Genomic DNA, 20,650 nt, shown 5'->3' on the forward strand with positions numbered 1-20,650 from the left:
TCCCCATCACACGTGAACCACGGCTTCATCACCTTCGAAGGCATAGACGGCGCGGGCAAGAGCTCGCACATCGAGGCGCTGGCCCAGTGGCTGCGCGCGCGCGGGCGCGAGGTGCTGCTCACGCGCGAGCCCGGCGGTACGGCGCTGGCAGAGCGGCTGCGCGAGCTGCTGCTGCACGAGGCCATGGACGCGCTCACGGAAAGCCTGCTGGTGTTCGCCGCGAGGCGCGACCACCTGCGCCAGTGCATCGAGCCGGCCCTGGCGCGCGGCGCCACGGTGCTGTGCGACCGGTTCACGGACGCCACCTTTGCCTACCAGGGCGGCGGGCGCGGCTTCGACCTCGACGTGCTGGGCCGGCTGGAAGGCTGGGTGCAGGAGGGCCGGCAGCCGGACCTGACGCTGTGGTTCGACCTGCCGCCGCAGATCGCGGCGCAGCGCCGGGCCGCGGCGCGCGCGGCGGACCGCTTCGAGCGCGAGGACGAGGTCTTCTTCACCCGCGTGCGCGAGGGCTACGCAGCGCGCGCCGCGGCAGCGCCGGGGCGTTTCATCCGCATCGATGCCGAGCAGCCGCGCGAGGCGGTGTGGGCGCAGATCGAGCGCTCGCTGTTGGAGCGCAGCTGGTGAGCGCGCCGCTGCCCTGGCTGGAGGCACCGCTGCAGCAGGCGCTGCACCAGCGCGCGCATGCGCTGCTGATCCACGGCCCGGCGGGCGTGGGCCAGTACGAGTTCGGCTTTGGGCTCTCGCGCGCGCTGCTGTGCGAGGCAACGGGCGAGGGCGCGATTCGGCCCTGCGGGCGCTGCACGGCCTGCCACCTGATGGACACGCACGGGCATCCGGATTTCCGGCTGCTGCTGCCCGAGGCGTTGCGGGAGCCGCTGGGCTGGGCGGAGGAGGAATCGCGCAAGAAGGATGCGAAGCCCAGCAAGTGGATCCGCATCGAGGAGGTGCGCCAGGCCATCGACTGGACGCACCAGAGCGTCTCGCGCGGCGTGGCAAAGGTGCTGCTGATCCACCCGGCCACGGCGATGCAGGAAGCCAGCGCCAACGCGCTGCTCAAGACGCTGGAGGAGCCCTCGGCGCAGGTGCGGCTGCTGCTGACCGCCACCGACCCCGAGCTGCTGCTGCCCACCATCCGCAGCCGCTGCCAGCGCCTGGGCCTGGCACTGCCGCCGCGCGAGCAGGCGCTGGAATGGCTGAAGGAGCGCGGCCTGGCCCAGCCGCAGGTGCTGCTGGACGCCGCGGGCGGCCGGCCGCTGGAGGCGGTGGCCTTGGCGGGCGAGGGCGTCGACGCCGCCGCCTGGGCCGCGCTGCCGCAGCGGTTACGCCAGGGCGACGCGACCGCCGTGGCGTCGTGGGGCCTGCCGCGGTTGCTGGAGACGCTGCTGAAGCTGTGCCACGACCTGATGGCCCAGGCCGCGGGCGGCGCGCCGCGCTATTTCCCGGCCGAAACCTTGCCGCCAGGTGCAGCGCTGGCCGAGCTGGCGAGCTGGTCGCGCGAGCTGACGCAGCTCTCGCGCCACGACGAGCATCCGTGGAACGCGTCGCTGCTGGCGGAGTCGCTGGTGGCCCAGGCCGCGGCGCTGTGGCCGGCGCGCGCCGGTTCCAGCCGCGCCCGCGTCACTACACTGGGCCGTTGATGAACGCCACTTCTTCCTCCGACCTGGATGCGGCCCCGGCGACGCGGGTGCAGCTCGTGTTCAACGACAAGGCCGCCCTCTACGCGGCCTATATCCCGCTGTTCACCGAGGGCGGCCTCTTCATTGCCACGTCGCGGGAGCATGGCCTGGGCGATGTCTTCGAGCTGGAGCTGACGCTGCCCGGCGAAGCCGAGTGCCGTGTGGTGGCAGGCAAAGTGGCGTGGATCACGCCGGCCCATGCCGCCGGCGGGCGGGCGCAGGGCGTGGGCGTTGCCCTGGCGGGCGACGCCGAGTCACGCACGCTGCGTGCCCGGATCGAGGAGATCCTGGGCAGCGCGCTGGCCTCGGCCCGGCCGACGCAGGTTTTCTGATTTTTCCTTTCCGCGCCCGGCCGCGGACTTCAACTGCCGACTGCGATGTACGTCGATTCCCATTGCCATCTGAGCTTTCCTGAGCTGCACGCGCGGCTGGACGAGATCCGCGCCGCCATGGCCGCCGCGGACGTGGACCGCGCCCTGTGCATCTGCACCACGCTGGAGGAGTTCGAGTCCGTCCATGCGCTGGCCATGGCCCATGACAACTTCTGGGCCAGCGTGGGCGTGCACCCGGACAACGAGGACGTGATGGAGCCCACGGTGGGCACGCTGTGCGAGTGGGCGTCGCGCCCGCGCGTGGTGGGCATCGGCGAGACCGGGCTCGATTACTACCGGCTCAACGGCCGCAGCGTGGCCGACATGGAGTGGCAGCGTGAGCGCTTCCGGGTGCACATCCGCGCCGCACGAGGCACGGCCAAACCGCTGATCATCCACACCCGCAGCTCCAGCGAGGACACGCTGGCGATCCTGCGCGAGGAGGGCGGCGAGCAAGCAGGCGGCGTCTTCCATTGCTTCACCGAAACCGAGGCCGTGGCCCGGGCGGCCCTGGACCTGGGCTTTCACATTTCCTTCTCCGGCATCCTCACGTTCAAGAACGCGGCGGACCTGCGCGACGTCGCGAAGTTCGTGCCCATGGACCGGCTGCTGATCGAGACCGACAGCCCGTACCTGGCGCCGGTGCCGTACCGCGGCAAGGTCAACCAGCCGGCCTACGTGCCGCACGTCGCGGCGCAGCTGGCCGAGCTCAAGGGCTGCAGCGCGGAGGACATCGGCCGCGCCACGAGCGCCAATTTCGAGCGGCTGTTCAAGGTAGCGGAGGCGGCATGAGCGGGATGCTTGACGGCTTGAAAGCGCAATCCGCAGGCGTGCAGGCGGGCCGGCGGCGGCTGGTCGGCGGCCTGGGCCTGGCGGCCGCCGCCTGGATGCTGGCGAGCCCGGCCTGGGCCGGCAGCTACGAGGATTTCTTCAAGGCGGTCGAGCGCGACGACGGGCGCAGCGTCCTGTCGTTGCTGCAGCGCGGCTTCGACCCGAACGCCCGCGACGAGCGCGGCCAGCCGGCCTTGACACGGGCTTTCAAGGAGGACGCGCTGAAAGCTGCGGAGGCGCTGTGGACGCACCCGCAGCTGGACCTGGAAGCCGTCAACGCCGCCAACGAGACGCCGCTGATGATGGCGGCGCTGCGCGGCCACGTGGTCTGGATGCAGCGGCTGATCGAGCGCGGCGCGCGCGTGCACCGGGAGGGTTGGGCGCCGGTGCATTACGCGGCGTCGAGCGCGGAGCTGGAGCCGATGGAGCTGATGCTGCGCGCCGGCGCGCCCGTGGATGCCGTCAGTCCCAATGGGAGCACGCCGTTGATGATGGCCGCCGGCTACGGCGCCATCGACGGTGCGCGGCTGCTGCTGCGCCGCGGTGCCGATGCCACGCTGCGCAACCAGCGCGGGATGACGGCCGCGGATTTCGCGCGCTCGATGGGGCGCGACGGCTTGGCGGCAGAAATCGAAGCCGCGGCGGCGCGACGCCGGACGGCGGTGGCGCCGGCGCAGTGAGATGCCAGTGGCGGTATCGGAATTGAAATGGGATCTCGGCGCTGAGGGCTGGTGCCAGCCATTCAGTGCCGCCGTAGCCTGCGAGCAGGGTGCTCGCCAGGCACGCATGAAATCGCCTCAATGCGTATTATGTTAAATGAGATTGATGTCGAGATTGCGGGAACGCGGCGTTGGTTGTCAGCGGGCTTCTTTCCTGCCCTGGGTTTGTGTTCCTTTCGCATTCCGAGCTGAGCCATGAACGACGCGGCCTCCTCGCTCCAGTCCCTGCTCTTCGACGAACCGCTGCCACCCGCTGTGGCCTCGGTGCAACCAGCGCCGCCCGATCCAGAATGGCTGGAGCTTGCGCAGCAGTTGCGCGAGCGCTGGGATGGCCGGCTGCACCTGGGCACCTCCTCTTGGAACTTCAGCGGCTGGTCGGGACTGGTGTGGGCACAGGCCTATCCGGAAGCCCGGCTGTCGCGCGAAGGTCTGCTCGCCTATGCGGCGCATCCGCTGCTGCGCACGGTGAGCCTGGACCGGGCCTTCTACCGCCCGCTGGATGCGGCCGGCTACGCCGGTCTGGCGGCACAGGTGCCGGAGGAGTTCCGCTTCGTGGTCAAGGCAGCGTCGCTGGTGAGCGATGCCGTGCAGCGCGACACCGGCGGACGTGCCGAGCGCAGCAACCCGCTGTTCCTGGACCCCGGCATGGCGCTGGAGCAGTGCCTGCGGCCGGCCGTCGAAGGTCTCAAGGACAAGCTGGGCGTGCTGGTGTTCCAGCTTTCTCCATTGCCCCCCGCGTGGCTGCACGACCCGGTCCGGCTGGAGTCGCAACTGGAACGCTTGTGGCAGGCGCTGTTGCCCGAGCTGCCCGCTGGCAGCCGCTTGGCGCTGGAGCTGCGCGATCCGGAGTTGCTGCAGCCGTGGATGGCGGCGCATCTCAAGGCCTTTGGAGTGCGCTATTGCCTGGGTCTGCACGACCGCATGCCACCCATCGAGCGGCAGTTGCCGATGCTGCGCGCCACCTGGCCCGGCGACGTGGTCTGCCGCTGGAATCTGCAGGCTGGCCAGAGCTACGCCGGTGCCAAGGACGCCTGGGCGCCCTTCGACAAGCTGGTGGCGCCGGACCTGCCCACGCGCCAGGGTCTGGTGCGTGTGGTTGCTGGCACACTGGCGGCGGGGCACCAGGCCTTCGTGACGATCAACAACAAGGCCGAGGGCAGTGCACCCTGCTCCGTTCTGGCGCTGGCGCGGGAGCTGGCGGCGGCTCCAGGCTGATCAGGTCTCGGCGCCCTGCTCCACGTTTCACATCCGCGGCTCCAAGCCCAAAGCTCCTGCGGCTCTCTCAGCGGCCATCAATTCGGCCTTCGCTGGTGATCGGTCAGACCCAAAAGCAAAAAGACCGAAGGTCCTTGCGGAACCTTCGGTCTTTTGCGTGTTTGGCGGAGTCGGAGGGATTCGAACCCTCGATGCAGGTTTTGCCCGCATACTCCCTTAGCAGGGGAGCACCTTCGGCCTCTCGGTCACGACTCCAGTGCAGAAGCTGCTATTCTAGCCAGGTTTTTTCGAACTTCCAAGCACTTTGCGAAGTTTTTTTAAACGCCGGCTTTTTCCTGGTCCAGCTCGAAGGCGCGATGCAGCGCGCGCACGGCGAGCTCCATGTATTTCTCGTCGATCACCACGCTGGTCTTGATCTCGCTGGTGGTGATCATCTGGATGTTGATGCCCTCGTCGCTCAGCGAGCGGAACATCTTGCTGGCCACGCCGGCGTGGCTGCGCATGCCGATGCCGACGATGCTGACCTTGCAGATCTTGGTGTCGCCGAGGATCTCCTTGGCGCCCAGCGCGGGCAGCACCTGGCTTTGCAGCAGGTCCACCGTGCGCTGGTAGTCGTTGCGGTGCACGGTGAAGGAGAAGTCGGTCTTCCCGTCGTGCGACACGTTCTGGATGATCACGTCGACGTCGATGTTGGCCTCGGCCACGGCGCCCAGGATCTGGTAGGCGATGCCGGGCTTGTCGGGCACGCCCATGACGGTGATCTTGGCCTCGTCGCGGTTGAACGCGATGCCGGAGACAACGGCTTGTTCCATCTTTTCGTCTTCCTCGAAGGTGATCAGGGTGCCGGAGCGGGCTTCCTCTTCGATATCAATATCCCAGGGCGTGAAGCTGGAGAGCACGCGCAGCGGCACGCGGTACTTGCCCGCGAACTCCACCGAGCGGATCTGCAGCACCTTGGAGCCCAGGCTCGCCATTTCCAGCATCTCTTCGAAGCTGACAGTGCTCAGGCGCCGCGCTTCGGCCACGACGCGGGGGTCGGTGGTGTAGACGCCATCGACGTCGGTGTAGATCAGGCACTCGTCGGCCTTCATCGCCGCCGCCACCGCCACCGCGGAGGTGTCAGAGCCGCCGCGGCCCAGCGTGGTGATGTGGCCTTCGGCGTCGATGCCCTGGAAGCCGGTGATGATCACCACCTTGCCCGCGGCCAGGTCGGCGCGCACACGGGCGTCGTCGATGCTCTCGATGCGGGCCTTGGTGTAGGCCGAATCGGTCTGCACCGGAACCTGCCAGCCGGTGTAGCTGATGGCTTCCATGCCTTCGGCCTGCAGCGCGATGGCCAGCAGGCCCACCGACACCTGCTCGCCGGTGGCAGCAATCATGTCGAGCTCACGCAGCAGCGCGGAACTCGTCTGCTTGGGCGACAGTTCCTTGGCCAGCCCCAGCAGCCGATTGGTTTCACCGCTCATCGCGGAGGGAACGACCACCATCTGGTGGCCCGCGCGTGCCCACTTGGCCACGCGCTTGGCGACGTTGCGGATGCGCTCCGTGGAGCCCATCGACGTACCGCCGTACTTGTGAACGATCAATGCCATGGTGTTTGAAACAGGCCCGGTGTTTGCCGCGAGGCACCAGCGGCCCGCGAACCCGCGATTCTAGCCGGCTGCATCAGGCACCCATTCGAGGCCCAGCTGCGGCTCGCCAGGAGCTGCCCACAGCCGCGCATCGACTCCCAGGCCGGGCACAAACAGGAGTGACTCGTCCAGCCACAGCAGCGGACCGCCGCGGTGCCACGCTGGCACGCCCAGGGTCTGGTACTGCTTCTTGAGACTGCGCGGAACGCCTCCCGGCTTGAGCTGGAACTGCTCGCCGCCGCTGCGCGCGCGCGCGATGCATGCCCGCAGCCGCGCCGGCGCTACGCCGCCCTCTTCCACGCTGCGCACTTCCAGCCAGCCACCCCAGGCATCCAGGCGCTGCCGACCTGGGCCGTCGATGAAAATCATCTGCTCCTCGTGCACTGCCATCGCCGTCACGCCCTTCCCGGCCGGCTCGCAGCGCAGCCGGCCCCGGTAGCGGTGCAGCACCTGCTCACCGGCTGGCCAGCAGGCGGGCGCATCGCTTACGTACAGCTCACTCAGCAGGCGCTGCAGCAACGTTTCGCCGGGACCGCGGCCACAGTGCTGCAGCAGCCAGTGGCGCAGCAGGTTCGCTTGGCGGGCCTGGGGCAGCACGGCCAGTGCCGGCAGGCGCAGCTCATGTCCTTCGGCCACGGCGCGCAGGTCGATCTCCGCCAGCGCCTGCAGGCATTCGCGCGCCTGTTGTGCTTGCCGGGTAGCCGCTCCCAGTGCCTGCTCAGCCTGTGGAAACGCAGCCGTCAACGCCGGCATCACCCGATGCCGAAGGCGATTGCGGGCATAACCGTGGTCTTCGTTGCTGGGGTCCTGGATGTGCGTCAGCCTGTGCGCCTGCACGTAGGCATCGATGGCTTCCGAGGGCTGCTCCAGCCAAGGGCGCGCCCACGAAAGGCCGTCACGCACTGCTTGCCGTGGCATCGAAGCCAGCCCGGCCGCGCCGCCACCACGCAGGGCCTGCAGCAAGAACGTTTCGGCTTGGTCACGCCGGTGGTGGGCCAACAGGACGAGCGCTGCACCGCCCTCTCGCGCCATGCGGCTCAGTGCGGCATAGCGCTCTCTCCGGGCCCAGGCCTCGACGCTTTCACCACGCCCGGGGCAACCTTCGAGCCGGCACCATCGCAGCGCCACGGGGAGGCCTTGCCGCGCCCAGTCGGCGCACTGGCGCTCCAGGTGTTCCACCCAGGCGTCGGCTTCGGGAAGCAGCCCGTGGTGCACATGCAGCGCGAGCACGTGCAGGCCCAGTGCCTGGGCGGCACGGGCCGTGGCATGGAGCAGCGCGGTGGAATCTCGGCCGCCGCTGGTGGCAACGGCGACGCAGGGAACGTCAGCGCTCGGTGGTGTCGCTGAAGCGGCCATAGGACTGCAGCCGCTCGTAGCGGCGTTGCAGCAGCTCGCGCGGCTTGAGGTCCACCACTTGGCGCAGCGCGTCGTTGAGCGCGCGCTTGAGCGTGGCGGCCATGTGCCGCATGTCGCGATGCGCGCCACCCACGGGCTCGCTCACGATCTTGTCGATCAAGCCCAGCGCCTTGAGGCGGTGCGCCGTGATGCCCAGCGCTTCCGCCGCATCGGAAGCGCGCTCGGCGGTCTTCCACAGGATGGACGCACAGCCCTCGGGCGAGATCACGGAGTAGACGGAGAACTGCAGCATCAGCACCTGGTCTGCCACGCTGATGGCCAGCGCGCCGCCGGACCCACCCTCGCCGATGATGGTGGTGATGATGGGCACCTCCAGTTGTGCCATCTCGAAGATGTTGCGGCCAATGGCCTCGGACTGTCCTCGCTCCTCGGCACCGATGCCCGGATACGCGCCCGGCGTGTCCACGAAGGTGAAGACCGGCAGCCCGAACTTCTCGGCCAGCTTCATCAGCCGCAGCGCCTTGCGGTAGCCCTCGGGCCGGCTCATGCCGAAGTTGCGCGCTGCGCGTTCCTTGGTATCACGCCCCTTCTGGTGGCCCAGCACCATGCAGGCCTGGCCGTTGAAACGGGCCAGACCGCCCACGATGGACTGGTCGTCCGCGTAATGGCGGTCGCCGTGCAGCTCCTGGAAGTCGCTGAAGATCTCGTTGGTGTAGTCCAGCGTGTAGGGGCGCTGCGGGTGGCGGGCAATCTGCGTCACCTGCCACGGCGTGAGGTTGGCGTAGATGTCCTTGGTCAGCTGCAGGCTCTTCTTCTGCAGCCGCTCGATTTCTTCGGAGATGTCCACCGCGGACTCGGTCTGCACGTAGCGCAGCTCTTCGATCTTGCCTTCCAACTCGGCGACGGACTGTTCGAAGTCGAGGAAGTGTTTCTTGCTCATGAAAGGATTCCTTGCCGGGACGGCTCAGTATTCGACAGGCACCGGATCGAGGCTGCGCCAGAGATACCAGGTGGCCACCGAGCGGTACGGCGCCCAGGCGTCACCGACCTCACGCGCCTCTGCGCGTGATACCGGCTCGCCGCTGAAATAGTTGAGGCTGATGCCCCGCAACAGGCCCACGTCGTCCAACGGCAGCACGTTGGGACGCATCAAATGAAAGATGAGGAACATCTCGGCCGTCCAGCGACCGATGCCGCGCACGGCAACGAGCTCCTCGATGATGGCCTCATCGTCCATCTGCTGCCATTGACGTACATGAACCGTACCGTCAGTGAAGTGCGTCGCCAGGTCACGCAGGTATTCCACCTTGCGCGCGGACAGCCCCGCCTCTCGCATGGCCGTGACTTCGAGGCCCAGCACGGCCGCAGGCTGCAACCGGGTGGAGCGCCCACCGGAAAGCGCGATGAAGCGCTCCCACACCGACTGCGCCGCGCGAACCGAGATCTGCTGCCCCACGATGGAGCGCGCCAGCGTGGTGAAGGCGTCACCGCGGCATTGCAGCCGCGCCTCGCCGAACTGCGGGATGAGCTTGCGCATCACCCGGTCGCGCTTGGCCAGGTGTTTGCATGCCTCGTCCCAATAGGCGGGCGTCACGGCAGCGGCCGGGCGCGCCATTCAGGCCTTCACCCAGGTCGTACCTTGCGCCGAATCCTGCAGCACGATGCCACGCTCGGCCAGGTCGCGGCGGATGGCGTCGGCCGCCGCGAAATCGCGCGATTTCTTGGCCGCGGCACGCTGCTCGATCAGCCGTTCGATGTCGACCTCGTCGAGGGTGCCCCCCCCCTGCAGGAATGCGCGCGGCGATTGCTGCAGCAGGCCCAGAACCGCACCCAATGCCTTGAGCAGCGCAGCCGCATCCACCGAGCGGCTGCGGTTGACCTCGGCAGCCAGTTCGAACAGCACAGCCACGGCACCGGGGGTGTTGAAATCCTCGTCCATCGCCGCGCGGAAGGCTGCAGCCTGCGGCTGCGTCCAATCGATCGACTCCAGTGCCGGAACGGCTTCCAGGCTAGCCAGGGCCGTGTAGAGACGGCGCAGCGCGTGGCGGGCGTCCTCAAGGTTGGCGTCGCTGAAATTGAACGGACTGCGGTAGTGGGTGCGCAACATGAAGAAGCGCACCGTCTCGCCGTCGAAGCTCTTCAGGACATCGCGGATGGTGAAGAAGTTGCCGAGCGACTTCGACATCTTCTCGTTGTCCACGTTGAGGAAGCCGTTGTGCATCCACACGTTGACGAAGGTCTGGCCCGTAGCGCCCTCGCTCTGCGCGATCTCGTTCTCGTGGTGCGGGAACTGCAGGTCCATGCCGCCGCCGTGAATGTCGAAGTGCTCGCCCAGCAGCGCGCAGCTCATGGCCGAGCACTCGATATGCCAGCCTGGACGGCCCGGCCCGAACGGACTGGCGTACTTGGCATCGGCCGGCTCCTCCGGCTTGGCGGATTTCCACAGCACGAAGTCGAGCGGGTCTTCCTTGCCTTCCAGTACCGCCACGCGTTCGCCGGCGCGCAGTTCGTCGAGTGACTTGCCGGAAAGCTTGCCGTAGCCGGGGAACTTTCGAACCGCGAAGTTGACGTCTCCTCCGGCTGCTCGGTAAGCCAAGCCCTTGTCCTCCAGGCGCTGGATCATTTCCAGCATCTGCGGCACGTACTCGGTGGCGCGCGGCTCGTGCGTCGGCGGCTCGATGCCGATGGACGCGATGTCCTGGTGCATGGCAGCAATCATCTCGTCGGTAAGCTGCCTTATCGGGATGTTGCGTTCCAGAGCGCGGCGGATGATCTTGTCGTCGATGTCGGTGATGTTGCGTACGTAAGTCACCTTGTAGCCACTGGCCCGCAGCCAGCGACTCACGACGTCGAAGGCCATCATCATGCGCGCGTGCCCGACGTGGCATAGGTCGTAGATGGTCATGCCGCATACATACATGCGCACATGCGAAGGCTCTATAGGCGTGAAAGGCTCAACCTGACGGCTGAGCGTGTTGTAGATGCGAAGGGTCATCGACGGGAAGGCGACAGCTGGCGCCGGGAACGTCCCCAAACGCGACCCGCCCGGCAGGCGCCGGCCGGGAAACGGGCGCCGGGGGCTTCAGTAGAATCGGATCAGTATAGCCAAGGACGCCCAACCCATGATCCGACTGACTGCCCTCGCCTCCTTTGGCGCTGCGTTTGCTCTGTGCATGACCGCACCTGCCGCACTGGCACAAAAGGTCAAGCTGCAGACTTCAATGGGCGATGTGGTCATTGAGTTGGCGACCGACAAGGCGCCCAAGACCGCGGCCAACTTCCTACAGTACGTGCGTGCAGGACAGTACGACGGTACGGTGTTTCATCGTGTCATTGAGGATTTCATGATTCAGGGCGGTGGCATGCTGCCCGATCTGACCGAGAAGCCGACCCGTGCAGCCATCCCCTTGGAAAGTCGCAATGGCCTGTCCAATGTGCGCGGCAGCGTCGCCATGGCGCGCACCATGGTGCCTGACTCGGCCACAGCCCAGTTCTTCATCAATGTCAAGGACAACACCTTCCTGGACCAGCCCAACGCTCGCGACGGCAACGGTTACGCCGTCTTCGGCAAAGTAGTTTCAGGCATGGAAGTTGTTGACAAGATCCGGCAAGTGCCCACCGGCAACAAGGGCCCTCACCAGAACGTGCCGCTGCAGCCAGTGGTGATCAACAAAGCAACCGTAGAGAAGTAAACATGACCAAGACCGTTGAAATGACCACCAGTGCTGGCGCTGTCCGCATCGAGCTGGATGACGCCAAGGCGCCCGCCACGGTGGAGAACTTTCTGAATTACGTGCGTGCCGGGCACTATGACGGCACGGTGTTTCACCGAGTCATTCAGGGTTTCATGATCCAAGGGGGCGGTTTCGAGCCCGGCATGAAGCAGAAATCCACGGGGGCACCGATCAACAACGAAAGTGCCAACGGCCTGCGCAACGAGAAGTACACCATTGCCATGGCCCGTACCATGGCGCCGCATTCGGCCACAGCCCAGTTCTTCATCAACACCAAAAATAACGGCTTCCTAGACAAGGACCGTTCTCAGGACGGCTGGGGTTACGCTGTTTTTGGCAAGGTCGTTGCCGGTACCGACGTGGTTGATGCCATTGAACGTGTGGCTACCGGTAACCGTGGCGGGCACGGCGACGTGCCCGTGCAGGACGTTGTCATTGAACGCGTGGTCGAGGTCGCCTGAGTACTCCAAAGATCACGGCGGCAGTGCCAGTGCTGCCGCCACTTCAAGCCATTTCAGCACCTTCGAGCTGGAAGTGCATTGATTTCATCAGCGATTTGCATCTGGATGCCTCGCATCCGCGTACCTTTGACGCATGGAAGCATTTCCTAGCGGAAACGGCCGGACAAGCAGTATTCATCCTTGGCGATTTGTTCGAAGCCTGGATTGGCGACGACGCATGTCGGCAAGAGGCTTTCGAAGCTGACGTCATCAATGCACTACATCAGGCAGCGCAATACCGCTGGATTGGCTTCATGCCGGGCAATCGGGATTTCCTTGTTGGCTCCAACCTGCTGCAAAACATGGGCGTCCACCCAGTTGCTGATCCGGCCGTACTTGAGGCACACGGGCAGCGCATTCTGTTGACGCATGGTGACCTGCTGTGTCTTGAGGATGTCAGCTACCAACGTTTTCGCCTTCAGGTACGCGATCCAAACTGGCAGCGTTTATTCTTGGCCAGACCATTGGCAGAGCGTCGCGAACTGGCCCGCAACATGCGAGACGCCAGCCGTCAGCATCAAAACGACATGGCTGCCTGGGCAGACGTTGATCCGGAAGCCGCGCTGGATTGGCTTACCCAAGCGAAGTGCAATACCCTGGTACACGGGCATACCCATCGTCCTGGCAGTCAAGCGATTGCCTCTGGCTATGAACGACATGTCCTGACGGATTGGGAACTTGACGGCTCAGGCCCCGCCCGAGCAGAAGCATTGCGTCTCACGCAAGAAGGATTCGCGAGAATCAAGCTTTGATATGTTTAACCGGCTGCGGCAAGCCTTTGAGCAGCGACGCGAAGCCCGTGCATTGCAGCGAAGGGCTATTCCTGACGCCATATGGCAGTTAACGTTACGGCGTTTTCCATTCCTGCGTTTCCGCCCCGACGCTGACCTGATAGCGTTGCGGCGGATGTGCAGCCTGTTTCTCGACAGCAAGGAGTTTCATGGTGTCGACGGATTTGAGTTGCGCAATGATATTGTCGTTGCGGTCGCTGCCCAAGCTTGTTTGCCGGTCTTAAAGCTAGGCCTGTCGCCAAGCTACGACTCATTTGTGGGCATCGTTATGCACGCAAACACGGTTGTTGCCCCACGTGAAATCGTGGATGCATTTGGCGTCGTGCATACCTACGAAGAAACCTTGGCTGGCGAAGCCGTGGGTGGAGGGCCTGTCATGCTAAGTTGGAGCGACATCTACGACGTCGAAGGCGTGGGAGGACCTGCATATAACGTAGTGATCCATGAGTTTGCTCATGTTTTGGACATGCGAGACGGTGAGGCCGACGGCGTGCCTATGCTGCCTGGTCTCCAAGCACAGCAGCACTGGCTTGCAATACTGGAACCGGAATTCGAGCGTTTTTGCCGTCTGGTAGACAAAGGTATGGAAACAGCTATCGATCCTTATGGATGCGTAGGGCCGGAGGAGTTCTTTGCTGTGGCCAGCGAGGCGTTCTTCGTCACGCCATGGGCTCTCAAAGAACAACAGCCGGCGATGTACCGGCTGTTGGCGTCTTATTACCTTCAAGACCCAGGGGAACAAGTCCACCGGGCCTAAGCTATCAAGATGTCGTCGCAGGCTCCGCGCGTGGACGATCACTCTTGCGCGGCTCGATCTGCAGCTGCACCTCATCCTTGTCGTCAAGGTCTACCGTCAGCCGCCCACCGTCCACCAAGCGACCAAATAACAGCTCATCAGCCAAGGCGCGGCGAATGGTGTCCTGGATCAACCGCTGCATTGGGCGTGCACCCATAAGCGGATCGAAGCCCTTCTTGGCCAGGTGCTTACGCAACGCATCCGTGAATGTCACTTCCACCTTCTTCTCGGAAAGCTGACTTTCAAGTTGCAGGAGGAACTTATCCACTACGCGCAGGATGATCTCTTCATCCAGCGCCCTGAAGCTGACTGTGGCATCAAGCCGATTGCGGAATTCGGGTGTGAACAGCCGCTTGATGTCGGCCATCTCGTCACCGCTTTCGCGTCGGGTCGTGAAACCGATCGTGGCCTTGTTCATCGTTTCCGCGCCCGCGTTAGTTGTCATGATGATGATGACATTGCGGAAGTCAGCTTTGCGCCCGTTGTTGTCGGTCAGCGTGCCATGGTCCATGACCTGTAACAGCACATTAAAGACATCAGGATGGGCTTTCTCGATCTCGTCCAATAGGAGGACCGCGTGAGGCTTCTTGGTGACCGCCTCAGTCAACAAACCTCCCTGGTCAAAGCCAACATATCCGGGAGGCGCACCAATGAGACGGCTCACCGCATGGCGTTCCATGTACTCGGACATGTCGAAGCGGATAAGTTCAATGCCCAGGATAAACGCCAGTTGCTTGGCTACTTCGGTCTTGCCAACGCCAGTCGGACCACTGAACAAGAACGAGCCGATGGGTTTGTCCGGCTTGCCTAGGCCGGAACGTGCCATTTTGATTGCAGCAGCTAGGGCGTCGATAGCCGGGTCTTGGCCGAACACCACGCTCTTGAGGTCCCGGTCCAGCGTCTTGAGTTTGCTGCGGTCATCGCTCGACACCGAGGCCGGCGGTATGCGCGCGATCTTTGAGACGATCTCTTCGACCTCAGTACGAGTTATCGTCTTCTTCTGCTTGCTCTTGGGCAGGATCCGTTGGGCTGCACCTGCTTCGTCAATGACATCGATCGCCTTGTCAGGAAGGTGACGATCATTGATGTACTTGGCCGACAACTCTGCAGCGGCTTGCAGGGCGCCCAGTGCGTATTTGACACTATGGTGTTCTTCAAAGCGGGACTTTAACCCCTTAAGAATTTCTACCGTCTGTTCCACCGACGGTTCTACCACGTCCACTTTTTGGAAACGACGCGATAAGGCTGCATCCTTCTCGAAGATCCCCCGGTACTCACTGAAGGTTGTCGCCCCAATGCACTTCATCGCTCCCGAGCTCAATGCCGGTTTGAGTAGATTACTGGCATCAAGCGTCCCACCAGAGGCAGCACCGGCGCCGATGAGGGTGTGAATCTCGTCGATGAAGAGAATCGCGTGCGGCTGATCCTTGAGTTGCTTCAGCACACCCTTGAGACGCTGCTCGAAATCACCACGGTACTTGGTGCCCGCTAGCAAGGCGCCCATGTCCAGTGCATAGACAGTGGATCCAGCCAGTACTTCAGGCACTTCGCCCTGCGTGATACGCCAAGCAAGGCCCTCTGCAATTGCAGTCTTGCCTACGCCAGCTTCTCCTACCAGCAGCGGGTTGTTCTTGCGTCGACGGCACAATACCTGGATGACGCGCTCCACTTCCCCTTCGCGGCCAATGAGCGGGTCAATCTTGCCGGCAGTGGCCAGAGAATTAAGATTTTGAGTGAACTGATCCAGCGGCGATCCCTTGCCCTCGCCCGCTTCTTCCTTCTCACCCTCGTTACTGGGGCTGTTGTCGTTGGACTTGGCCGGTTCCGGTGGATCGGACTTCTTGATGCCGTGAGCAATGAAATTGACGACGTCTAAGCGCGTTACACCTTGCTGATGCAAGTAGTACACGGCGTGCGAGTCCTTCTCTCCAAAAATCGCCACCAGCACATTGGCACCAGTGACCTCCTTCTTGCCACTGCCCGTGCTTTGCACATGCATGATTGCGCGCTGGATCACGCGCTGGAAGCCTAGAGTCGGTTGCGTATCGACCTCGTCAGTGCCACCCACCGTTGGCGTGTTTTCCTTGATGAAGGCTGACAAGCTCTTGCGCAGGTCATCAATGTTGGCTGCGCATGCACGTAGCACTTCTGCAGCCGATGGGTTGTCAAGCAGTGCCATCAGCAAATGCTCAACCGTAATGAATTCGTGCCGCTGCTGGCGCGCTTCGACGAACGCCATGTGCAGGCTGACTTCAAGTTCTTGCGCGATCATGCGGCCTCCATAATGCACTGCAGCGGATGACCGGAGCGGCGAGCCGCTGCCAGTACCAGTTCAACCTTGGTAGCCGCAACGTCTTTGGTGTAGACACCGCAGACGCCCCGACCTTCGTGATGGATCTTCAACATGATGTGCGTGGCTGTCTCCAAGTCGCGCTTGAAGTACTCCTGCAACACCATCACGACGAACTCCATCGGTGTGTAGTCGTCATTAAGCAGGACGACTTGATACATGCGTGGTGGTTTGGTGCGCGCCGTCTTGCGCTCCACCACGACTGCACCGTCGTCGCGTCCGGGCGCAACAGGCGCTCGCGAAGGGGGCTTGGGGGGTTCCGAGGGCATGGATTCATTCTATCGACTTGCTTTGCGCTGGCATCTGCTGCGGATATTGCGCCAGGGGGCGTCGCTGCAAGACTACCGAGGCCACTGCGTGTATCAATTTGTGTAAAGATGGTGTCGCTGCTCATTGACACGAGGTCAAAGCGCCCAAGAAAATCTGTTGCACCGCAGCAAAAACACCTGGAGGGACGCAGAGATGGCTATCGGTACTGTCAAATGGTTCAACGACGCTAAGGGTTTTGGCTTCATTCAGCCTGCCGATGGGGGAGCAGACGTGTTTGCTCACTTTTCGGCCATCCAGATGGAAGGCTTCCGCACCTTGAAGCAAGGTAGCCGGGTGAGCTTTGAGATCGTTAAGGGTCCAAAGGGTGAACTGGCGCAGAACATCCGGGCCATTGACACGCCGACCTCGGCCGTCAGCGGAACGGACCATCGTTAAGGCGCTTGGGGCCTCTGCCGCTGCTTTCTGATCAGCGGCAGCAGCTTCAGGCTCGCTGTATTACGGTACAGCTCTGACTGGAGCAGCGCAGCGGGGTCGAGCTTCGACATCTGGCGTTGTTCGTCAGGCTGTCAAACGATCCATCCTTTTTAAGGAACGCGGATTTCTTGTTGTATGGGTCTGCCGTTGCCATGGCTGGATGATGATCACACGCCTTTGCCGCCTCCCTCGTCAGCGCTAGGACGTGCTTCACAGGCGCCTGGACTGCTGGCAGCGGGAGGCCACCTCACACTGGCCCGTCTCCACGAGGCCTACCGCAAAGGCATCTTTCCCTGGTATTCACAAGGTCAACCTGTGCTGTGGTGGTCACCAGACCCCCGCATGGTGCTGCCTGTGAATGAATTTCGTCTTCACCGATCGCTGCGCAAGACACTGCAGCGGTTCATTGGCACCCCGGGCTGCGAGATCCGGGTGGACAGCGCTTTTTCGGATGTGATCCAAGCCTGTGCCTACAGTCCGCGTGACGGCCAGGATGGCACCTGGATTCTCCCCGCCATGCAGCAGGCCTACTTCGTATGGCACGAAGCGGGCACTGTTCACAGCTTCGAGACCTGGGTCGATGGCGAACTTGTTGGCGGGCTGTATGGCGTGGGGCTCGGCCGCATGTTCTTCGGTGAGTCGATGTTCTCCCGCCGCACCGATGCCTCCAAGATAGCCTTGGCCGCACTGGTCTGCTTCTGTCGCTCCCAGTGCATTGGGCTTGTGGATTGCCAACAGAACACGTCGCACTTGGCTTCCCTGGGTGCACGCGAGGTGCCGCGCTCAGAGTTCCTGTGCCATCTCGCGGCCACGGTCGATGCCGAACCCGTGCGGAGCTGGACCTATCATGAGTCGATGTGGACGCAGCTCGGCCTGCGCCCGACGCCCTGAGGATCTCCCGCGTGACTGCTCCCAAGGAACTTCCCCTCGCGTCGTTGCAGTTCTATGCCACGGCTCCTTACCCCTGCAGCTACTTGCCGGGCCGCTTGGCGCGGTCTCAGGTCGCGACACCAAGCCACCTGATCCACGCTGACGCCTACTCCGAACTCGTGGCACGCGGATTTCGCCGCAGCGGTCTGTTCACGTACCGGCCTTACTGCGACGGCTGCAGGGCTTGTGTCCCGCTGCGGCTGCCGGTGCAGCAGTTCAAGCCTTCCCGAAGCCAGCGCAGGGCCTGGAAGGCCCATCGCGGTCTGGTAGCCCGCGTGTTGCGCTTGTGCTTCCTGCCTGAGCACTACCAGCTTTATCTGCGCTACCAGTCCGGCAGGCACAGCGGCGGCGGCATGGACCACGACAGCGTGGACCAGTACACCCAGTTCCTGCTCCAGAGCCGTGTCAACTCACGGCTGGTGGAATTCCGCGAGCCCAGCGAATCCGGCTTGGGTCCACTCAAGATGGTTTCCATTCTGGACGTACTCAGCGACGGGCTCTCGGCCGTCTACACCTTCTACGAACCGGACGATGACGCCAGCTATGGCACCTACAACATCCTCTGGCAAGTCGAGCAGACGCGGCTGCTGAAGTTGCCGTTCCTGTACCTGGGCTACTGGATCAGCAACAGTCACAAGATGGCCTACAAGGCCCAGTTCCGTCCGCACGAACTGCTTGTCGACGGCCAGTGGCAACCAGGCGAAGCGGCCTGAGCCGCCTGCCGCCCTGCTCTGCTTCGGCCGTGCTACCGCCGGCGGGCTCTATTCCGAGCGTGAAGCGAGCCGCGCCGCTCCGCTCCGCTTGGCTTGGCTTGGGCATCGATTTCAGTCCTTGCTTCCGCTTCGTGTAATCCTCAAAAACCTTAGCGTGGGAGAAAACCGCTCCAAGGCTCCCTATGAGTCTTAAGCAGGTCCTGCCTTGGCGGTCGGCAATTCATCAGGCTCGAGGCAGCCCCTTCTTTGGTTGCATGTATTCCTTCTCAAGGTCGCTGAAATTGATCGAGTTTTGTAGATTTATTCCTGTACGTTGTGCATTGATCGATCGACATCCATCACCGGTCAATGTGCGAGAAGCGACCATTCATCTCTGACCAAGCCAAGCTCTCCCCACCATGGCGCAGCGCGCTGGCCGCTCGCGCCTTGCCGGCCTGTCCGGCTACTCGCCCAGTGCCATGGCGGCCAAAGCCATCCCGCCAGCACATGCAGTTGCGCGTCAGCACCCGAGCCAGTCCGGACACCCTCCCGCACAGCCCCTCCTTTCACGACGCAATCGGCATACGCCGCCCGACCAGCACCGTCGCCATCACGGCCAGTGAGAAACCCACCGTCGCCGCCTCCAGCGGCTCGCCCAGCACCGGCACGGCGAACAACAGGGCCAAGAAGGGCTGCAGCAGCTGCACTTGGCTTACCCGCACAGCCCCACCCCACGTCAGCCCCCGGTACCAGGCGAAGAAGCCCAGCCACATCGAGAACAGCGTGACATAGCCGAAGCCCAGCCAAGCGGATGCCCGTGCCGGCTCGGCCGGCCAGGACAGCAAGCTCGCCGGCAACGTCAAGGGCAGGCTCAGCACCAACACCCAGCAGATCACGCGCTCGGCGCCCATTTGCGCCGCCAGGTGCGCGCCCGCCACGTAGCCCACCGCGGCGGACAGCACCGCGCCCAGCAGCAGCAGATCGGCCACCGTGATACCCCCGCCCTCGCGCAATGCGAAGGCCACGACCAGCCCGCAGCCCATCGACGCACACAGCCAGAAGCCAAAGGACGGCCGCTGGCGCAGCCACAACGCCGCCATCACCGCCGTGGCCAGCGGCAACACGCCCGTCACCACGGCCGCATGCATGGCCGGCGCTTGGCGCAGTGCGAGGGCCAGGAACAACGGGAAGCCCAGCACCGTGCCTACCGCGCTAATCCCCAGCGCCGCGAGCTGCTCGCGCTTCGGCCAAGCGGCCCGTTGCGCCAGCAGCCACAACAGGCTGAGCACGCCGGCGCCGGCCGCCCGCCCCGCCGTCACGAAGAACGGGGGCAACTGGGGATCCTGTATGTCTCCCACGGCCAACCGCGTCATTGGCAGCGTCATCGCGAAGATCACCACGCCCAGCAGCCCCAGCCACAAGCCCCGCCGCTCACGTTCCGCCGTCTCCAGAACACCCATGTATGTCTCTCAAATCGCGCCGATGAGGCTCCCACTACGGTGATGCCACGGCTCGTGCCGCACTTGGTGCCATTGCACTGCTGCGTTAGCCAGAGGAAAGCGTGCCGCTCCTTCGATTCGGCCACTCTGCAGGGCGTGGATCCCGCCGAGGCTGTTCATGAACGAGGCCTGCCCCCGTTGCCGTTCCCGCTCACGCCCGCGTCATCCACGCCGCCGTCAGCACCAGCACCAGCGCCATGGCGCGGTTGAACCACAGCAGCCGCCGCCCCTGCGCCAGCCAGCCGCGCAGCGCCGAGCCTACGAGCGCATAGCTGAAGTTGCTGCTCCAGGCGAACACCACCATCACCGCGCACACGATCAGCAGCCGCTGCCCCGGATTCGTCGACGGTTGGCCGCCTGCGCTGCTCACCCAGCCGCCCGCCAGGGCCAGCGCCAGCATCCACGCCTTGATGTTGAGGAACTGCAACCCCACGCCCTGCCAGAAGCCGACGTCCAGGCGCCGCGCATCCGCCTGTCCGAGCTGTCCCGCCTGAGCCAGCTTCCAGGCCAGCCAGAGCAGGTAGGCGATGCCGGCCCCCTTCACCGCCCAACGCGCTGCCGGCAGCGCCAACAGCAGCGCCCCCACGCCCAGGCCGCAGCCCAGCATCAGCAGCGTCCAGCCCACCGGCACCGCGCTCACGAACACCAGCGCCCGGCGCAGGCCGAAATTCACGGCCAGCGCCGTGGACAAGGTGGTGTTGGGACCAGGCGTGAAACTCATCGCCGTGGCCAGCGTAAGCAGGGCCACGAATTCATCTGCACTCATCCGGTGCAGTCTATCCAGCGGCTGCGGGGCGATCCGCGGACGGGGCCAC

At 64.3% G+C, this 20,650-nt stretch carries 22 protein-coding genes and 1 tRNA gene; 13 read left to right on the top strand and 10 right to left on the bottom strand.

Features of this window, described 5'->3' with window-relative positions:
- The first annotated feature begins 12 nt into the window (after positions 1–12).
- From tmk to H537_RS0136225, 6 genes are all read left to right on the top strand, one after another.
- Positions 13–624, top strand: a complete 612-nt coding sequence (gene tmk / locus H537_RS0136200) for a dTMP kinase (protein WP_029001765.1) — start codon at positions 13–15, stop codon at positions 622–624.
- A complete protein-coding gene (locus tag H537_RS47670; RefSeq protein ID WP_238446937.1) occupies positions 621–1,637 on the top strand; it encodes a DNA polymerase III delta subunit-related protein in 1,017 nt (338 codons plus the stop codon). The genes tmk and H537_RS47670 overlap by 4 nt, the downstream gene beginning before the upstream one ends.
- Positions 1,637–2,008, top strand: coding sequence for a PilZ domain-containing protein (locus tag H537_RS0136210; protein WP_029001766.1), 372 nt, complete (start codon positions 1,637–1,639; stop codon positions 2,006–2,008). The genes H537_RS47670 and H537_RS0136210 overlap by 1 nt, the downstream gene beginning before the upstream one ends.
- Before the next feature lie 45 nt (positions 2,009–2,053).
- On the top strand, positions 2,054–2,839 hold the full coding sequence (locus H537_RS0136215) for a TatD family hydrolase (protein WP_029001767.1): 786 nt from the start codon (positions 2,054–2,056) through the stop codon (positions 2,837–2,839).
- Positions 2,836–3,558, top strand: coding sequence for an ankyrin repeat domain-containing protein (locus H537_RS0136220; protein ID WP_238446938.1), 723 nt, complete (start codon positions 2,836–2,838; stop codon positions 3,556–3,558). The genes H537_RS0136215 and H537_RS0136220 overlap by 4 nt, the downstream gene beginning before the upstream one ends.
- A 234-nt stretch (positions 3,559–3,792) precedes the next feature.
- Positions 3,793–4,812, top strand: a complete 1,020-nt coding sequence (locus H537_RS0136225; RefSeq protein ID WP_029001769.1) for a DUF72 domain-containing protein — start codon at positions 3,793–3,795, stop codon at positions 4,810–4,812.
- 162 nt (positions 4,813–4,974) lie between these two features.
- Here the strand turns inward: H537_RS0136225 and H537_RS0136230 are convergent.
- The 6 genes from H537_RS0136230 to cysS form a co-directional block, all read right to left on the bottom strand.
- Positions 4,975–5,067: transfer RNA gene (locus H537_RS0136230), tRNA-Ser, on the bottom strand.
- Positions 5,068–5,129: 62 nt separating this feature from the next.
- A complete protein-coding gene (locus H537_RS0136235) occupies positions 5,130–6,404 on the bottom strand; it encodes an aspartate kinase (protein WP_029001770.1) in 1,275 nt (424 codons plus the stop codon).
- 60 nt (positions 6,405–6,464) lie between these two features.
- Positions 6,465–7,799 (bottom strand): tRNA lysidine(34) synthetase TilS, encoded by a 1,335-nt coding sequence (gene tilS / locus H537_RS0136240; protein ID WP_029001771.1) that lies wholly within the window; start codon positions 7,797–7,799, stop codon positions 6,465–6,467.
- Positions 7,768–8,739: an acetyl-CoA carboxylase carboxyltransferase subunit alpha gene (locus tag H537_RS0136245; protein WP_029001772.1), complete on the bottom strand. Its 972-nt coding sequence runs from the start codon at positions 8,737–8,739 to the stop codon at positions 7,768–7,770. Before H537_RS0136245 ends, tilS begins: the two co-directional genes overlap by 32 nt.
- Positions 8,740–8,763: 24 nt before the next feature.
- Positions 8,764–9,414: a DNA-3-methyladenine glycosylase family protein gene (locus H537_RS0136250; RefSeq protein WP_029001773.1), complete on the bottom strand. Its 651-nt coding sequence runs from the start codon at positions 9,412–9,414 to the stop codon at positions 8,764–8,766.
- On the bottom strand, positions 9,415–10,794 hold the full coding sequence (gene cysS, locus H537_RS0136255; protein ID WP_029001774.1) for a cysteine--tRNA ligase: 1,380 nt from the start codon (positions 10,792–10,794) through the stop codon (positions 9,415–9,417).
- A gap of 127 nt (positions 10,795–10,921) precedes the next feature.
- Between cysS and H537_RS0136260 the strand changes: the two genes are divergently transcribed.
- Genes H537_RS0136260 through H537_RS51890 form a run of 4 tightly spaced genes read left to right on the top strand, consistent with a single transcriptional unit; the run spans position 10,922 to position 13,581 of the window.
- Positions 10,922–11,491, top strand: coding sequence for a peptidylprolyl isomerase (locus H537_RS0136260; protein ID WP_029001775.1), 570 nt, complete (start codon positions 10,922–10,924; stop codon positions 11,489–11,491).
- A 2-nt stretch (positions 11,492–11,493) separates the two neighbouring features.
- The gene (locus tag H537_RS0136265; RefSeq protein ID WP_029001776.1) at positions 11,494–11,994 is read left to right on the top strand and encodes a peptidylprolyl isomerase; all 501 of its coding nucleotides are present in this window, start codon (positions 11,494–11,496) and stop codon (positions 11,992–11,994) included.
- Between the two features lie 29 nt (positions 11,995–12,023).
- Positions 12,024–12,785 (top strand): UDP-2,3-diacylglucosamine diphosphatase, encoded by a 762-nt coding sequence (locus tag H537_RS51885; protein ID WP_238446939.1) that lies wholly within the window; start codon positions 12,024–12,026, stop codon positions 12,783–12,785.
- Complete coding sequence (locus H537_RS51890) at positions 12,712–13,581, top strand: M90 family metallopeptidase (protein ID WP_310733041.1); 870 nt, start codon at positions 12,712–12,714, stop codon at positions 13,579–13,581. Before H537_RS51885 ends, H537_RS51890 begins: the two co-directional genes overlap by 74 nt.
- A 4-nt stretch (positions 13,582–13,585) precedes the next feature.
- Here H537_RS51890 and clpA read toward each other — a convergent pair whose 3' ends face one another.
- The gene (clpA, locus tag H537_RS0136280; RefSeq protein WP_029001778.1) at positions 13,586–15,892 is read right to left on the bottom strand and encodes an ATP-dependent Clp protease ATP-binding subunit ClpA; all 2,307 of its coding nucleotides are present in this window, start codon (positions 15,890–15,892) and stop codon (positions 13,586–13,588) included.
- Complete coding sequence (gene clpS, locus H537_RS0136285) at positions 15,889–16,239, bottom strand: ATP-dependent Clp protease adapter ClpS (RefSeq protein WP_029001779.1); 351 nt, start codon at positions 16,237–16,239, stop codon at positions 15,889–15,891. The genes clpA and clpS overlap by 4 nt, the downstream gene beginning before the upstream one ends.
- Positions 16,240–16,432: 193 nt before the next feature.
- Between clpS and H537_RS0136290 the strand changes: the two genes are divergently transcribed.
- From H537_RS0136290 to H537_RS0136300, 3 genes are all read left to right on the top strand, one after another.
- Entirely contained in the window at positions 16,433–16,675 is a 243-nt protein-coding gene (locus H537_RS0136290; RefSeq protein WP_029001780.1) for a cold-shock protein, read from the top strand.
- 174 nt (positions 16,676–16,849) lie between these two features.
- Positions 16,850–17,605 (top strand): leucyl/phenylalanyl-tRNA--protein transferase, encoded by a 756-nt coding sequence (gene aat / locus H537_RS0136295; protein WP_029001781.1) that lies wholly within the window; start codon positions 16,850–16,852, stop codon positions 17,603–17,605.
- A gap of 11 nt (positions 17,606–17,616) precedes the next feature.
- Positions 17,617–18,357, top strand: coding sequence for an arginyltransferase (locus H537_RS0136300; RefSeq protein ID WP_029001782.1), 741 nt, complete (start codon positions 17,617–17,619; stop codon positions 18,355–18,357).
- 545 nt (positions 18,358–18,902) lie between these two features.
- On the opposite strand, the gene H537_RS0136305 is transcribed toward H537_RS0136300, so the two are convergent.
- Both H537_RS0136305 and H537_RS0136310 read right to left on the bottom strand, forming a co-directional pair.
- Entirely contained in the window at positions 18,903–19,796 is an 894-nt protein-coding gene (locus H537_RS0136305; protein ID WP_029001783.1) for a DMT family transporter, read from the bottom strand.
- A gap of 190 nt (positions 19,797–19,986) precedes the next feature.
- Entirely contained in the window at positions 19,987–20,601 is a 615-nt protein-coding gene (locus H537_RS0136310) for a LysE family translocator (RefSeq protein WP_029001784.1), read from the bottom strand.
- Between the last annotated feature and the right edge of the window lie 49 nt (positions 20,602–20,650).

It is taken from the genome of Azohydromonas australica DSM 1124, from assembly GCF_000430725.1.
Taxonomy (GTDB): Bacteria; Pseudomonadota; Gammaproteobacteria; order Burkholderiales; family Burkholderiaceae_C; genus Azohydromonas; species Azohydromonas australica.